The 15,361-nt window shown below is 27.9% G+C and carries 13 protein-coding genes and 1 pseudogene; 11 read left to right on the top strand and 3 right to left on the bottom strand.

From position 1 onward, the window contains the following. Positions 1-29 precede the first annotated feature (29 nt). Complete coding sequence (locus HRT41_05265) at positions 30-830, top strand: mechanosensitive ion channel (protein ID NQY23418.1); 801 nt, start codon at positions 30-32, stop codon at positions 828-830. After that, a complete protein-coding gene (locus HRT41_05260; GenBank protein ID NQY23417.1) occupies positions 805-2,196 on the top strand; it encodes a hypothetical protein in 1,392 nt (463 codons plus the stop codon). Before HRT41_05265 ends, HRT41_05260 begins: the two co-directional genes overlap by 26 nt. Here the strand turns inward: HRT41_05260 and HRT41_05255 are convergent. Then, the gene (locus tag HRT41_05255) at positions 2,186-3,409 is read right to left on the bottom strand and encodes an apolipoprotein N-acyltransferase (protein NQY23416.1); all 1,224 of its coding nucleotides are present in this window, start codon (positions 3,407-3,409) and stop codon (positions 2,186-2,188) included. The genes HRT41_05260 and HRT41_05255 overlap by 11 nt on opposite strands. Positions 3,410-3,523: 114 nt before the next feature. On the opposite strand from HRT41_05255, the gene yajC reads away from it, so the two are divergent. The 6 genes from yajC to HRT41_05225 all read left to right on the top strand — a co-directional run bounded on the left by yajC (position 3,524) and on the right by HRT41_05225 (position 9,116). Then, on the top strand, positions 3,524-3,793 hold the full coding sequence (gene yajC, locus HRT41_05250; GenBank protein NQY23415.1) for a preprotein translocase subunit YajC: 270 nt from the start codon (positions 3,524-3,526) through the stop codon (positions 3,791-3,793). A 62-nt stretch (positions 3,794-3,855) separates the two neighbouring features. Next, positions 3,856-5,424, top strand: a complete 1,569-nt coding sequence (secD, locus tag HRT41_05245; GenBank protein NQY23414.1) for a protein translocase subunit SecD — start codon at positions 3,856-3,858, stop codon at positions 5,422-5,424. Continuing rightward, positions 5,424-6,395, top strand: coding sequence for a protein translocase subunit SecF (secF, locus tag HRT41_05240; protein ID NQY23413.1), 972 nt, complete (start codon positions 5,424-5,426; stop codon positions 6,393-6,395). The genes secD and secF overlap by 1 nt, the downstream gene beginning before the upstream one ends. A 578-nt stretch (positions 6,396-6,973) precedes the next feature. Beyond that, entirely contained in the window at positions 6,974-7,618 is a 645-nt protein-coding gene (locus HRT41_05235) for a small multi-drug export protein (GenBank protein NQY23412.1), read from the top strand. 119 nt (positions 7,619-7,737) lie between these two features. Beyond that, positions 7,738-8,538, top strand: a complete 801-nt coding sequence (locus tag HRT41_05230) for a DUF4197 domain-containing protein (GenBank protein NQY23411.1) — start codon at positions 7,738-7,740, stop codon at positions 8,536-8,538. A 17-nt stretch (positions 8,539-8,555) separates the two neighbouring features. Beyond that, entirely contained in the window at positions 8,556-9,116 is a 561-nt protein-coding gene (locus HRT41_05225; protein NQY23410.1) for a DNA-3-methyladenine glycosylase I, read from the top strand. A gap of 24 nt (positions 9,117-9,140) precedes the next feature. Here HRT41_05225 and HRT41_05220 read toward each other — a convergent pair. Both HRT41_05220 and HRT41_05215 read right to left on the bottom strand, forming a co-directional pair. Further along, positions 9,141-9,893: pseudogene (locus HRT41_05220) on the bottom strand (tetratricopeptide repeat protein). A 243-nt stretch (positions 9,894-10,136) separates the two neighbouring features. Beyond that, positions 10,137-11,156, bottom strand: a complete 1,020-nt coding sequence (locus HRT41_05215) for a hypothetical protein (GenBank protein NQY23409.1) — start codon at positions 11,154-11,156, stop codon at positions 10,137-10,139. Between the two features lie 278 nt (positions 11,157-11,434). Between HRT41_05215 and HRT41_05210 the strand changes: the two genes are divergently transcribed. From HRT41_05210 to HRT41_05200, 3 genes are read left to right on the top strand one after another with little or no spacing between them, the layout of a single operon-like run. After that, a complete protein-coding gene (locus HRT41_05210; protein ID NQY23408.1) occupies positions 11,435-12,166 on the top strand; it encodes a transporter substrate-binding domain-containing protein in 732 nt (243 codons plus the stop codon). 8 nt (positions 12,167-12,174) lie between these two features. Next, positions 12,175-14,064, top strand: coding sequence for a HAMP domain-containing histidine kinase (locus HRT41_05205; GenBank protein ID NQY23407.1), 1,890 nt, complete (start codon positions 12,175-12,177; stop codon positions 14,062-14,064). Positions 14,065-14,100: 36 nt separating this feature from the next. After that, complete coding sequence (locus HRT41_05200; protein ID NQY23406.1) at positions 14,101-15,360, top strand: response regulator; 1,260 nt, start codon at positions 14,101-14,103, stop codon at positions 15,358-15,360. Position 15,361: the final 1 nt, after the last annotated feature.

Raw genomic sequence — 15,361 nt, 5'->3', positions numbered from 1 at the left:
TCTTATTGTTTTTAAATCAAGGAGTTAAAATGGAAGATTTTTCTGAAGTTTTTGGCATGTATGCATTAAATATTATGTTTGCATTGGCAATTTTTGTGATAGGTAAATTTTTAGCAAGAAAAGCAACAGATATTGTAATTGCACTCTTAGGAAAAAAGAAAGGGGTGGATCAAACCTTACTTAATTTTTTCTCTGGTTTAATGTATTACGCATTGCTTGTAATGGTGCTTTTAGCTGCATTGGATCAAGTAGGCATTAATACTACTTCTTTCTTAGCAATCATTGGTGCTGCTGGTTTAGCTATTGGTTTAGCACTAAAAGATTCTTTATCTAATTTTGCTTCTGGTGTTATGCTTGTCTTTTTTAAACCTTTTAAAGTTGGAGATGTTGTTAATGCAGGTGGGGTTACTGGAAAAGTAATTCATATTCACTTATTTAATACAGAATTTACAACGCCAGATAATCAAAAAATTCTAGTACCTAACTCAGCAATTACAAGTGGAGCTATTACTAATATCAATGCTCACAATAAAAGAAGAGTTGATTTAGTAATTGGAATTGGTTATGACGATGACATTAAAAAAGCAAAAAATATTTTAAATGATATTGTAGAAGCCCATGAAAAAGTTTTAGTTAAAGATGGTATTACCGTTGCCGTTTCTGAACTTGCTGATTCAAGTGTAAACTTTGTAGTAAGAGCTTGGGTTAAAACACCTGATTATTGGGATGTTAAATTTTATTTAACAGAAGAAATCAAATTACGTTTTGATAAAGAAGGTATTTCTATTCCTTACCCACAAACAGATGTGCATTTATACAAAAAAGATTAAACTGCCCCTTGAATTAAGAGAAATCTTAGCTTATTTACAAGAAGAAGGCTTTAAAGCCGTTCTTGTAGGTGGCTGTGTAAGAGATTCTTTCTTAAACCTTCCTATTAAAGACTATGATATTGAAGTATTTAATATCAAAGACTACGATACCCTTGTAAAAAAACTAGAAAAATTTGGCAAAATAAATCTTGTTGGAAAAAGTTTTGGTATCTTAAAATTACAAACAAAAAACCATGAATTTGATTTTGCTCTTCCCAGACTTGAAACAAAAATTGGCTTAGGTCACAAAGGTTTTGATGTAGAAATTAATCCACAACTTTCTTTTAAAGAAGCAAGTCTAAGAAGAGATTTTACTATTAATGCTTTGGGTTATGATTATAATACGGATGAAATCTTGGATTATCATAATGGTCTTAATGATTTAAAAACTAAAACCTTAAAACATATAAATGAAAAAACCTTTGTCGAAGACCCTTTACGAGTATACAGGGCCATACAATTTTGTGCGCGTTTTGAATTTAACTTAGATGAAAAGACCTTTTTATTGTGCAGAGCTTTAGTTGATAATAATGCCTTAGAAGAATTACCCAAAGAGCGTATATATGATGAGTTTAAAAAGCTCTTTTTAAAAGCTGCCAAACCTTCTCTTGGTTTTACACTTTTAAAAGACTTAGGCATATTAAAATATTATGAAGAACTAGAAGCGTTAATAAGCTGCCCTCAAGATGAAGAATATCATCCAGAAGGCAATGTCTGGATACATACTTTAATGACTTTGGATGAAATGAGCAAGCTTAAAACAGGCAATAATAAAAGAGACCTAATGCTTTTTTTATCCCTTCTTTGCCATGATTTAGGAAAACCCTTTTGTACAAAAGAAATCAATGGACATATTACTTCCTATAAACACGAAACGCTGGGATTAAAACCTACCATCTCTTTTTTAAATAAACTACTTGATGATAAAAAACTAATAGAAGAAGTATGTTTGATGGTTAAATACCACTTACTTCCTTTTGCTTTTTTTAAACAAAAACCAAGCCTTAAAGCTATTAAACGTTTGTCTACGAAAGTCAATATTGAAAACTTATGTTTGGTATGTTTGGCTGATTGTTTAGGCAGAGATATAAAAGACAAAGAAAAATGTCCCCAAGCCATAGCGTATTTATTAAATGAAGCTAAAAAACTCGATATCCACAATGAGCCTTTAAAAAAACTCGTACTTGGAAGAGATTTATTAAGGCTTGCTTTTAAGCCTGGAAAAACCTTTAAAACTATTTTGGATTTTGCTTATGATTTACAAATTGATGAAAACAAAAATAAAGAAGAAATCTTACTAGAAATCCAAAAAAAGTTTAAGGTTTGATAATATAGTTTGGACTTCCATTTACACTGTGATAAATAGTAATTCCATATTTTTTAGCATAATATCTTAAGAGCTGTTTTTGTAAGATTGGTTCAATTGAGGGTGTGAACCAAGCATTGTTAGAAATTACAAGCATGTGTTTAACTCCATTTAAATTCTCAAATAAAATATCATTTGTTGCTTCATAACAAATAGCATTTCTTATGTTTAAGCCTTTTATATTAAAATCCGTGGCTTTAGAGGCTTTTAAAAAGTCCTGTGCCCCTTCATAAAAAATATCATTGATATAATTTGCAATAACTTCAGGAAGAGGTACGGCTTCTCCAAAAGGCACCAGAACTACTTTGTTTGCAATGACTAGTTTATTCTTTGAAAAATGATATGAAGAGTTGTAATAATTATTGTCTTTTTTGTTTAAAGCACCAAGCACAATATCTATTTTAGAAGATTGTTCTAATAAAAAATTCATTAATTTTTCATTTTTATTAAGCACCAAAGGATAAGCAGTTTCAGGTAAAACAATTAAATCATAATTATGCTCAATTGCATTTAGTATGAGTCTGTTATTAAGAGCTATTATCTCACTACGTTTATCTTGTTTCCATTTATTTTCTTGTTTGATATTAATTTCTGGCATAAATATTTTAAGATTTACATCTTCACTTAAAGCAACTTTTTGATCCAGTGCAAAACATAAGGGAAAAAGAAATAAAACTTTATAGTATTTTTTAAAAACAGACAAAACAAGCATAGAAAGAATAATTAAAATAAATGCTTCTTTTTGAATCGAAAAAATAGAATTAACAAATAAAATCTCTGGTTGTAACCAAGAAAAACCAAAAGGATGGACAAAAGATAAAACAAATAAAGCAAAAGCTTTAAAATAAATATTCTCAAATAAAGCCATTAAATAAAAAATAATTCCATAAATAAGAGCAATACCTAGGATAACAAAGGGTATTAAATAACTTAAGTCATAATGTATAAAAGAAAAACTAAGCCAGTAAAACCATAAAATCCCTATGAAAAATCCAGTAAAAAACAATATTTTTTTAGATGAATTTAAAATGGCAAAAATAGCCAAAAGAGATAAAAAGCTGTTTAAATAGATATTAGTATAAGAAAAATATTCTAAATACAAAGAAGAAGAGAATAAAAAAGAAATAAATAAAGCTATTAAAATGGAGAGAAGAAGGGTTTGCTTTGTTTTCATACATTGTCTTTTTGCAATATTGTAGCAAAATATTTATGAAATATATGTTTTAAGCTAGTCTAATGTAGTTTTCGATAAAATAATCCACTTTATAAAATACCAAAAGGATTATACATGAATGGAAGTGCAGACTTAATAAGTTCTCTTTTACCCCTAGTTGCGTTATTCGCAATTTTTTACTTTTTAATTATTAGACCACAGCAAAAACAAGCAAAAACTCATAAAGAGATGTTAGCTAATTTAGCTAAAGGTGACAAAGTAGTTACAAGTGGTGGTCTTATTGTTGAAATTGTAAAAGTTGAAGATGACTTTTTTGCAGTTAAAAATTCTGACAATTCAGAAATGAAACTTGTTAAAGAATTTGTTTCTAAAAAATTCGACTAATATTTATTTAACTCTTTTTAAAGAGTTAAATTACCTACTTAATCCAATCTAAGGAAAAGAGATTGAAAATCTTTAATTATAGACTCGTAATATTTATGTTAAGCATTATTTTTGGAATTGTTTTTGCTCTTCCTTCTTTTGTGCAAACTGACCAAGGTAAGAAAATCAATTTAGGATTAGACTTACAAGGTGGATTACACATGTTACTTGGTGTAAATACCCAAGAAGCAGTTGTATCTAAGATAAAAACAATAGCAAGTTCTGTTAAATATTTTACGGATGATGAAGATATTGTTATTGATGAACTAAAATTTACAAAAGAAGTGGTTCGATTTGTACTTTTAGATGCGGATGAAAAAATCAAACTGGATGAAATGTTAGGAAAAATAAAAGGTTTAGAGATTAATTTTAATACTGAACTTGAATATGAACTTAACTTAAGTCAAGAAGAGATTGAAATCACTAAAGATTTAGCGGTTAGTCAAGCAGTTGAAACTATAAGAAACAGATTAGATCAATTTGGTTTATCTGAACCTACAGTTGTAAGACAAGGTGCGGTTGATATAGTAGTTGAACTTCCTGGTATTAAAACTCAAGCAGAAGAAAAAGCGGCAAGAGAATTAATTTCAAAACCTTCAAAACTAGAATTAATGTCTGTTGATGAAGACAGAATGGACCAAGTATTTAATATGACTGCTGCACAAGCTTCTGCTTATGGAAATGTTATTTTAGAACACTCAAGTGATCCTACTCAAAAATTTTTAGTAAGAGAAATTCCTATTTTAACTGGTTCACAAGTAATTGATGCAAGTGTAGCTTTTGATCAAGGTAATCAAGCCATTATTAATTTTACACTGAATGCAAGTGGTGCTAGAATTTTTGGAGATTATACTGCTAAAAGTGTGGGACAACGATTGGCTGTTGTTTTAGATGGAAAAGTTTATTCTGCACCCGTAATACGTGAACGTATTGGTGGAGGAAGTGGTCAAATTTCTGGTGGTTTTACTTTAAGTGAAGCAGGTTCTGTTGCAATTGCCCTTCGTTCAGGAGCATTACCAGCATCTGTTAATTTACTTGAAAAAAGATCAGTAGGACCTTCTTTGGGAGCTGATAGTATTAGAGCTTCAATGATGGCTTTAATTTTTGGATTTTTACTGGTATTTGTATTTATGATTGTATATTATGGATATGCTGGAATTATTGCAAATCTTGCTTTGGTTACTAATATTTTTATAATAGTTGCAGTTATGGCAATGTTTGGGGCAACCTTGACCCTCCCAGGAATGGCAGGAATTGTATTAACTATTGGTATGGCTGTTGATGCAAATGTTATTATTACGGAGAGAATCAGAGAGTTATTAAAACAAGGTCTCTCCATTCCTAAAGCAATTGAAGATGGTTATTCAAATGCAATGAGAGCTATTTTAGATGCAAATATTACTACGCTTTTAGTTGCTATAATTTTATATGCATATGGAACAGGACCTATTAAAGGTTTTGCTGTAACTATTTCTATTGGTATTTTAGCTTCTATGTTAACAGCTATTTTAGGAACTCATGGTGTTTATGAAGCCTTGGGTCAAAAAATGCAAAAAGACAAAAATTTAAGAAAATGGTTTGGTATTAAATAATGGAAATTTTTAAAAGCGATAAAACATTTGATTTTATGGGAAAAAGATTACCTTTTTTAGGTTTCTCTGCTGTATTAGTTATTGTCTCTTTGGTTTTACTTTTAACTAAAGGTTTAAACTACGGAGTTGATTTTGTAGGTGGAACAATTGTTCAAGTTAAATACCAAGAAACAGCACCTATTCAAAATATCAGAGATATTTTAAATAAAACTGAAAATTTTCATAATTCTACGATTACAGAATTTGGAAGTCCTGATGAAATTGTAATTAAACTTACAAACTCTTCATCAAACTTAGCAAATGATGTAGGTGATGAGATTTCAAAATTACTTGTAAATACGGGAAAATATGAAATAAGACGAGTAGATATGGTAGGTCCTAAAGTAGGAAGTGAACTAAGAGAAAAAGGTCTTATGGCTTTATCTTTATCTCTTCTTGTTATTATGGCTTATGTATCGTTTAGATTTGAATGGCGTTTTGCTCTTTCTTCTATTTTTGCATTAGTACATGATATTACTATTGCTTTAGGAATGATTTCTTTGTTCCAAGTAGAAGTAAACTTAGATATTTTAGCAGCCATTCTAACCATCTTAGGATATTCACTAAATGATACAATTATTGTATTTGATAGAATCAGAGAAGGTGTTAGTACGACCAAAGAAACTGTTTTAGAAAAAGTAGTAAACTTTTCTGTTTCAAAAACGTTATCAAGAACAACTCTTACCTCATTAACAACCTTCTTCGTTGTTTTAACACTGTTTTTATATGGTGGAGAGATTATTCATGGTTTTGCATTTACAATGCTTGTAGGGGTAATTGTAGGTACTTACTCATCTATCTTTGTAGCAGCATCGTTTTTAGTTCAACTGAAATTTTCATTGAAAGATTTTAGAGAGAAAGAAGCCGATAAAGTGAAAAGACAAAAAGAAAAAGATAAGTTAAGAGCTCAGTTCGAGCAAGGAACAGTTTAAGCACTTATAATTTTTGAGCTTCTGCGCTAACTCTGCGTTGGAGCTCAAATTTAAATACTCACGTACTCATTGTACACTCCGCTTTTCAATTCAAGCTCCGCCTTGATTTAACACACAATCTCAAAATTTCTAAGCGATTAAATAAAATTTATTATTCAAAAATTTAAACTTGCCTGTCCCTTTTATTTTTTGTATTTAGATGTTAATGTAATTAACCTTATTTGTTATATGATGTAAAAAAGAGATGAATCTCTACTTTACTAAGTAAAACAATAAGCGAAGGTAGCTTTGCTTTCAACAACGTGGCAGTTGCTTCTTTTGTTACGTTTCTTTCAATAAAGAAAAGTAAAGAACGAATGCGATAGCTTTCATGAGCTCTAAAACAAAAAATAAATCCCAACTATATTTTTTAAAGTGAATTTATTGCCATATGGTAAGATTAAAGAAAAATGGGAGCTATCACAATTAAAAACTATCCATAATATTTGCAATATTATACCTACACAGTAAATCCATTTTATTAAAATTCTCTTATCTTCTATGTGATAAAATATATATAAAAACCTCCGGAGTTTATTATGAAGGAACTTTTAGAAAAACTTTTTCAAGGAAAAGCTGGAAATATTTTTATTTTCGGCCTTTTCCTTTTCTTCTGCCTTCTTTTATTTATAATAATCTCTTATCGAATTGATATTACTTTTGCAAATAAAATTACAGGAATAGTGCTTACTAATGTACTTGTAGGTCGTGTTCCTGCTTTATCTTTTGCTTATGCAGTAGAACTGTCTCATATAGTTGCAATCTCTGTTAATGTACTAATTGAATTAATATTAGTTTGTATTATTTATCCTTTATTTGTATTAAGTTTTAATGGTATTTTAAAAATTGAACTTTTGGAGAATTTTTTTAATACTATAAAAACAAAAAAGAAAAAACATCAAAAAAGTTTTGATAGATATGGAAGTTTTGGTCTTTTTCTTTTTGTTTTTATTCCTTTTTGGATGACTGGGCCAATAGTTGGGGCTATTATTGGTTTTTTAATTGGTCTAAAACACTATACGATTATAACTGTTGTAGCTTTTTCTACTTTTATCGCCATTAGTTTATGGGGACTTTTTTTACAAGAAATAATAGACTTTTTGTTGGCTTTTGACAGTGAATTTATTTGGTTGGTTTTATTTGTATTATTAAGTATTTTATTAATATACAGATTTAAAAGATAGTCCGATTCTTTATAAGAAGATTATAAATCCTGTCTTTTACTTAAAGTAGATGAGCTAATCTCTTTTATCAAAAATTTCAATATAATAAACAAATATATTATTAAAAGGAATATCCGAAAATGAAAAAAACACTAATTATAATGATTTTATTGAGCACTTATGCTTTTTCTTTTTCTTTCTCTGATTTAACAGACAGTATTGTTAAAGAAGCAAAAGAAGTAGTAAAAATGCAAACGGGTTCATCTTCTTCATTGAGCAATGAAACGATTATTAAAGGCTTGAAAGAAGCTTTAAACAAAGGAGTGACATCTGCTGTTACAATATTAGGTGCTAATAATGGCTATTTAAATAACGCTGAAGTAAAAATACCACTTCCGTCAAATTTAGAAAAAGCAAAAGTTTTGATTAGTAAAATAGGTGGTGAGTCTTATATTAACGATTTAGAAAAAGCCATGAACAATGCAGCTACACAAGCAGCTCCCAAAACTGCTAAAATATTTGCCGATAGTATTTCTAATATGTCGATAACAGACGCTTCTAATATTCTAAAGGGTGCAGATAATTCTGCAACGACTTATTTTAAAACAAATACCCTAGAATCATTAAAAACATTAATCACTCCTATTATTAAAGAAACAATGGCTGCTAATAATGTGGCTTCATATTATTCTTCTTTTAATTCTTTTTACAAAGAAAATATAAAATCCTATGTGGATTCAAGCTCACTTACTTCTTATGCTAAAACTCTTGGAGTGGATTCTTATATACCTGGTTCTAGTGATGAGTCTTTTGATGAATATATAGTAAATAAAGCCTTAGATGGTCTTTTTTTAATGATTGAAAAAGAAGAAAAACGAATAAGAGAAAACCCAATTGAGAGAACTACCCAAATTTTAAAAGATGTTTTTACAAAAAATTAAAATACTTAGGAGATTCAATGTATAGATGTGCTTGGGCTTGTAAAAATCCCTTGGAAATGAAATATCATGATGAAGAATGGGGTGTAGCTATTCATGATGATAGATTACTTTTCGAAATGCTAATTTTAGAAAGTGCGCAATCTGGTCTTAGTTGGGCAACAATTTTAAAAAAAAGAGAGGGTTATATAAAAGCTTTTGATAATTTTGATACAAAAAAAATATCAAAGTACACTTCGTTGAAAATTGAAGAACTAATCAATGATACGAGTATTGTTAGAAATAAACTAAAAATTAATGCAACAATTACAAATGCTAAAGTATTCTTAACTATTCAAAAAGAATATGGTAGTTTTGATACATATATTTGGTCATTTTTAGAAGGGAAAACACTTATAAATAAATGGAAAACTGAATCAGAAGTTCCATCTTCTAGTGATGAATCTATTAAGATGAGCAAGGATTTAAAAAAAAGAGGCTTTAAATTTGTAGGTCCAACAACTTGTTATGCATATATGCAAGCCATTGGAATGGTGAATGATCACGTAATCTCTTGTTTCAGGTATAAACAAGTAAATTAATTACAGCTTTGGAGCTAAATTTTTTTAGCTCAATAAGTCTTTGAATTCTTCAATCTCTTTTAGATTCTCAAAGAGTTCTTCGCCTTCTATTTCATCTTTTAAATTAGGAGCTTGTTTAATAGCTATTAATAAATCAGCTATGGCTTCATTGTTATTATGCAATACAGCATTCGCACACGAACGTTGCCAATAAGCATATCCATATTCTGGATCAATTTCTATGGCTTTATTGCTAAGATTTAATGCCCATTCATATTCATCCATATCTAAAACAGCATCTGCTTTATAAGCATAAACTTCAGCATCATCTGGATTAATATTTATAATCTCATCATAAATATCAATTTTTGATTGAGGATTGGTTTCTAGGTTTGAACGCATCCATAAGGAGTGAATGTATTGGGTATTGTAAATTTTGTTTTGATTGTCAAGGATTTTTTCTGATTGTAAGGTCATTTCTTCTTGAAGTTTTTCCATTTTTTCATTGTACTTTTTTGTAATTATATTGAGACGTTCTTCTACAATACTTTCTGTTTTAATTCTAATATCTCGAAAAGAATTCCATCCTGCGAATATTAGTACAGAAGTAGCTGCTGCAATTAAATAAAAAATATTTCCAATGGTATCTGTCATGTACCGAGCGGCTCGATCGGTTTGACCTACTTCATTCTTTGTTAATCTTTTTTCAACTTGTATGCGTAGTTTCATATTTTCAATACGTAAGTCTTTTAGTTCATCTAAAACATATCGTTCCATTAGGGGTCTTTCCAATATTTCTTTTAAGCCCTGCGCATTTTTTTGTTCTGCATTTAACACAGAAGATAAACATAAAATAGAAACAATAAGAAAAAATTTAAATGATAATTTCATAAGAAACCTTAGTAGCAGAATTTGAATTATTATAACGAATCTATTTAAAAAAATAAAGAGTAAATAGCTAAGTTAATAAAAGCCTAAAATATATTATAAGGATGATAAGTGATTTGTATTTTCAAATGTTTTGTCCTGCTTGATTTTGAACTACTCTTTAATATTTTGTCCGGCTTCTTTTATAAGTTTTGCTGGAATATTAATTCCAAAAGCTTTTGTTTTTTGTAAATCAAAGGCCAGCCCCGTGTTTGGCCATGTAGGAATAATATCTTTTATTTTTGAACCATTAAATAATTTGTCAATCATTTCTCCTGCTGTTTGTCCTGCTTGAGATAAAGATGGGTATATTGACATACTAGCTCCCCAATCTTCCATTACGTCTTTTCTTCCTAATCCAAGTAAGGGTTTAGTACTATTTTCATAGACCATTTTTGCAAAAGGTTTTTGTACTCCCATAGTATCATTAGGACTAATAAATAAATCAACTTTATTGTTTAATTCCAAAACATATTTTTTTGCAATTATTGCCATACGTTTATGTCCACCTTCACTTCCAACAAAAGGTACTTCTCTAAAAATCACTTCAATATCTTTAAATTCATCCAATAAAAGAGCTTTTTGAATCCAAGACTTGTAACTATGGGATTGAGGAAGATTTCCATAAATTAATGCAATTCTTTTTATATTTGGGAAAATCGCTTTAATAAAACGCAAGCGCTCTTCTATTCGAACAGGATAAGAAACACCTGTAAAATTGTACTTAGGTGCTGTGTTAAAGTTCTCAATTACTCCTAAGCCAACGGGATCCGTGACATTAGCAAAAACAAACTTATTTTTATCATTTAAAGCAAGTTCTTTAAATGCTTTTGTAGCAATGGTTCCATTTAAAAAGATAACATTGTACTTGTTGTTTTTTTCTCTGTGCAACCAAATATTCTTGGCTATATCTGTAAAATTTCCTAAGGAGTAGTATTTTATAATTAGGTTTTTATTTTTAACATAACCCAAATTTTCAAGGGTATTAATCATAGATTTCCTTACTGTATTGTAGGGTTCTCCTTTTAAGGAGTCAATAATTAATAGTTTTTTTATATCATCATGTGCAAAAAGATTCTTACTTAAGAAAATACCCATTAGTGTGATTTTTAATAATAAAAAAAAGAGTTTCATAGTTTACCCCTATTTATTGCTTATAAATTTTATTACAAGAAATATAATGATGCGCTGAACTTATTGAGTATAAATAAAAAATAAGATTATTTTAATAGAAAATATATCTAAGCGAAAAGTGTATATATAAATAAAAAAGTAAAACAAAATTTTGGAATCAAGATATAATAGCTGATAGCTAAATTAAATGATTTAAAGTTTCATATTAGTAATGATTTTTATATTTAATTATTATTATTATGTTATTATTTATATATTTAAAATTTAAAGGATCTATTATGAAAAAAGCTATTTTACTTGTTTTATTTGTATTTTCACTCTCTTTGTTTGCACAAGAAAAGTTTATAATTTATACTTACCACAATCATTCGCCTTTTATTAATAGTCAAAACAGTGGTTTATCCTATGATGTTGTTAGGTATTTAAATACACAAGCAAAAGGAAAATACCTTTTTGAATTAAAAGTTATTCCTCGTTCTAGATTAAATTATATTTTAAAACCATGGATAAATAAAGACTGCTTGAAAATACGTAAATGTGACGCTAACTGGATGGTTCTATGGGTTAATCAGAAGTGGGGCTTTGGTCAAGATTCTTTAAGTAACTTTTCTTGGACAGCGCTCTTGCAAGACTCAAATGTTATTATCTCTTCAAGTAAAGCAGATTTTTATTATACAAAACCAGAAGACTTAATAGGGAAAAAACTAGCAGGAATGGCAGGCCATAGATATCTTGGAATTGATGATTTAGTTGATTCTGGAAAAATAAAAAGAATTAATGGAAATACAGAAGTTGAGAACTTAAAAGTAGTCTTATCTAAAAGAGTAGATGCTACACTTTTACCTAAATCAACATTTGAATATTATCAAAAAACAAACACAGAATTTAAGAAATTATATGCATCAGATGTATCTCATCAAGATTATATGAGAAATATTATGACAGTACCTCAAAATAAAGAATTAATTGCCTATTTCAACAGTTTAGATCTAAGTGAAATATTTAAATAGGAAACTTTATGTTTATAAAAGACTTTTTCAAAGATTTAAAAAATACAATAGGGTTTATATTATTTAAAAAGATATTTTTTGGATATATTTTACTCGTTTTGTGTTTTACCTCTTATCAAATATACACACAATATTCTTTTGCTAAAAATATTGTATTAAAGGATTTAATTAATACAGAGAAGTCTTTTTATAAGGTATTAGCAACAAGTATTTGGCATTTTGATGAAGTTAAAATTAAATCAGATGTTGATGCAATTATTTCGGCAAAAACAATTACTGGTATTTCTGTGCTTACTCCACTTAATGAAGTATTGAGTTTAAAAGGAACGGTTTTAAAAAAACAAAAAGAGTATACAAATTTCATTTTTGAGGGAAAAAAAGAAATTGTTTTTTTAGATGATTTGCTTTTTCATGAATTTGATTTAATCAATTATGAAAACTCTCCTGATGAAGTGTTAGCAAAAGTAACGTTTTATACGAAAAAGAATGTTATTTTTGAACTTGCAAAAGAAAGTATTTATCTGATTCTCATTAATGCTTTAAGTACCTCTTTTGTTTTATGGATTTTATTTTTATATTTTGCAAATAAGATTTTAACCATCCCTTTAAGGCAGTTATCAGAAGCCAGTAAAGAACTTCGGATTAAAGAATACAAAGAGATTGAAATAAGTTTAAGTACAGAAAAAAAACATGAATTAAATACGCTTGTAGAAAATTTTAATCTAATGTCAAAAAGAATTAATGAGTCTTATTTAGATTTAAAAGAATTAACAATAGTACAAGAAAAACAAAAAAATGAGTTAATAGAAGTGAATAAACATAAAGATGTTTTTTTAGCAAATATGAGTCATGAATTAAAAACGCCTTTAAATTCTATTAATGTTATTTCTTCTGTGATGATGAAAAATAAAAGAGATACATTAGATGAAAAACAAGTAAAAAATTTAGAGATTATTAATGCTTGTGGCAATGATTTATTGTATTTGATTAATGATGTTTTAGATATTTCTAAACTGGAAGCAAAAGAAGTGATTTTGAATTACGAAGATTTAAACGTATATGAAACAATGCGTGAACTTAAAGATATGTTTCTGCCTCAAATTGAAGACAAAGGCCTTACTTTTATTTTTGAAGTGGATGAAAGTATAGATTATATTTATTCTGATAAACAAAGAATTAAACAAATGGTAAAAAACTTATTAAGCAATTCTTTGAAGTTTGTAAAAGAAGGAAGTATCAGTTTACTCGTAAAAGATGAGAAAGATAATATAAAAATATTTGTTAAAGATGAGGGTATTGGTATTGAAGAAAACAAACTAAAACATATTTTTGATAGATTTAAACAAGTGGATGGCAGTACAACCAGAAAATATGGAGGTACGGGCTTAGGACTTGCTATTTGTAAAGAAATTGCGCTGTTATTAGAAGGAGATATTCATGTTAATAGTAAAATGAATGTGGGAAGTGTTTTTGTTATTACTATTCCTAAAAAACTAGATGAACTAACAGCTCTTCCACGTATTAAAAAATTACAAGAAAATAAAAGCAAAAAAATACTAAAAACAAAATATGAGGATATTTTAGTTTTAAATAACGCACCTATAGAATTTTTAAGTTTGATAATTGAACTTAAAAAAGAATCAAATGTAATACAAGTCAATGACTTAAAAGAATTAAAAGAGCTTTGGAATAATAAAAATATTTCTTTAGTCGTTATTGATATTTCTAGTTTAAATAAAGAAGAATGTGAAATAATAAGTAAAGATTTAAAGAATAAACTTTTCATAATCTATGAGGATGAAATTTTTGATAATATCAAAAATAAAACCAGTGATTTTATGAAAAAACCCATCAATAAAACTGATTTTATAGATAAAGTTATTGCATTAAAACACTAGATGATTATAGATATACACTTAAGATAAGGAATAAATATGTTTAATAATGATTTTTTAAAAAAACTTAGTATTTTGTACGTAGAAGATGATGAAATGGCCAGAAATCAGTTGGCAAGAACACTAAATAGATTATTTAAAAATGTCATTCTTGCTAACAATGGTTTCGATGGGCTTGAAAAATATATTAAAGCAAAAAAAGAGGGTATAAAAATTGATTTAATTTTATCTGATGTAAATATGCCTAAATTAAACGGCCTAGAAATGCTGGAAGAAATAAGAAAAATTGATAATAATATAGCTATTATTTATACCACGGCTAGAACTGAAACAGAGTTTCTTTTAAAAGCAATTGAGTTACATGCAGATCATTATGTGATAAAACCTATACATTTACAAGATGTAATAAATAAAATTCAAAAAGTGTGTGAAAAAAATTATTTAGAAGAATTAATTGAGAGTAAAAACAAAGAGTTACAACAGTATTTAAATATCATTAATAATGTAGCCGCTATTTTAAAAATGGATGGTAACGGAAAAATTACTTTTGCAAATCAGCATTTTTTAGAGCATTTTCAATGTGAAAAAAATGAAGTTTTAGGTGAAAGTTTTGAAAATATTATTCATAAAGATATGGCTAAAGGTTTTATTGATTCTATGTGGACAGATATTAAAAAAGATGAAATCTGGAATAAAAATATTAAATACCAAAATAAAGAAAATGACTTTTTTTATATAAATAGTACTGTTTTTAAAGTATATAATGAAAATAATATTGAGTATATCAATATAGGTTTTGTATCTACTAAAGAGGTCAATGAAAAAAGAGAATTCCATAAAAAAATCATTGAAAATGTTAAAAACAGTAGCAAAGAAATTAAGGAATCAAAAAACGAAGTTCAGAATTTAATAATAGAAAAAGAAAGATACGAATTCCTTATACGTAAACTTAAGAAGAGTATCGAAATTGAGAACCAAAAGCACCTTGATGAAAGCAGTCAAATTAAGTTTTATGAGAATGAATTATTAAGTATTGATTCCAGGTTAGACAAAAGATTGATACATAAAAACAAAGAGATAGAAGATAGTCTTAATGATGTTAAAAGAGTTAAAGATGAAAAAAGACTCTTACTTCTTGATATTCATAAACTAGAAAGAAAACTAGAAGACAGTTTAACTCTTATTTCTAAATTAGAAAAAAATGAAGAACTGTCTAAAAAAAAGATTGTAGATTTAAAAGATGTATTGGAACACAGAGAAGATCAATTGAAAAAATTAAAACCAGGTATTATGGTTTAAA

The sequence above is a fragment of the Campylobacteraceae bacterium genome (assembly GCA_013215945.1).
GTDB lineage: Bacteria > Campylobacterota > Campylobacteria > Campylobacterales > Arcobacteraceae > NORP36.
This window is presented reverse-complemented; position numbering and strand designations above follow the sequence as displayed.

What these genes read in the sequence shown, in the direction of transcription:
- HRT41_05200 (NQY23406.1), top strand. Translation starts at nt 14,101, where the DNA reads ATGTTTAATAATGATTTTTTAAAAAAACTTAGTATTTTGTACGTAGAA.
- HRT41_05235 (NQY23412.1), top strand. Translation starts at nt 6,974, where the DNA reads ATGAAGGAACTTTTAGAAAAACTTTTTCAAGGAAAAGCTGGAAATATT.
- yajC (NQY23415.1), top strand. Translation starts at nt 3,524, where the DNA reads ATGAATGGAAGTGCAGACTTAATAAGTTCTCTTTTACCCCTAGTTGCG.
- HRT41_05260 (NQY23417.1), top strand. Translation starts at nt 805, where the DNA reads ATGTGCATTTATACAAAAAAGATTAAACTGCCCCTTGAATTAAGAGAA.
- HRT41_05255 (NQY23416.1), bottom strand. Translation starts at nt 3,409, where the DNA reads ATGAAAACAAAGCAAACCCTTCTTCTCTCCATTTTAATAGCTTTATTT.
- HRT41_05225 (NQY23410.1), top strand. Translation starts at nt 8,556, where the DNA reads ATGTATAGATGTGCTTGGGCTTGTAAAAATCCCTTGGAAATGAAATAT.
- HRT41_05210 (NQY23408.1), top strand. Translation starts at nt 11,435, where the DNA reads ATGAAAAAAGCTATTTTACTTGTTTTATTTGTATTTTCACTCTCTTTG.
- HRT41_05215 (NQY23409.1), bottom strand. Translation starts at nt 11,156, where the DNA reads ATGAAACTCTTTTTTTTATTATTAAAAATCACACTAATGGGTATTTTC.
- HRT41_05265 (NQY23418.1), top strand. Translation starts at nt 30, where the DNA reads ATGGAAGATTTTTCTGAAGTTTTTGGCATGTATGCATTAAATATTATG.
- HRT41_05205 (NQY23407.1), top strand. Translation starts at nt 12,175, where the DNA reads ATGTTTATAAAAGACTTTTTCAAAGATTTAAAAAATACAATAGGGTTT.
- secF (NQY23413.1), top strand. Translation starts at nt 5,424, where the DNA reads ATGGAAATTTTTAAAAGCGATAAAACATTTGATTTTATGGGAAAAAGA.
- HRT41_05230 (NQY23411.1), top strand. Translation starts at nt 7,738, where the DNA reads ATGAAAAAAACACTAATTATAATGATTTTATTGAGCACTTATGCTTTT.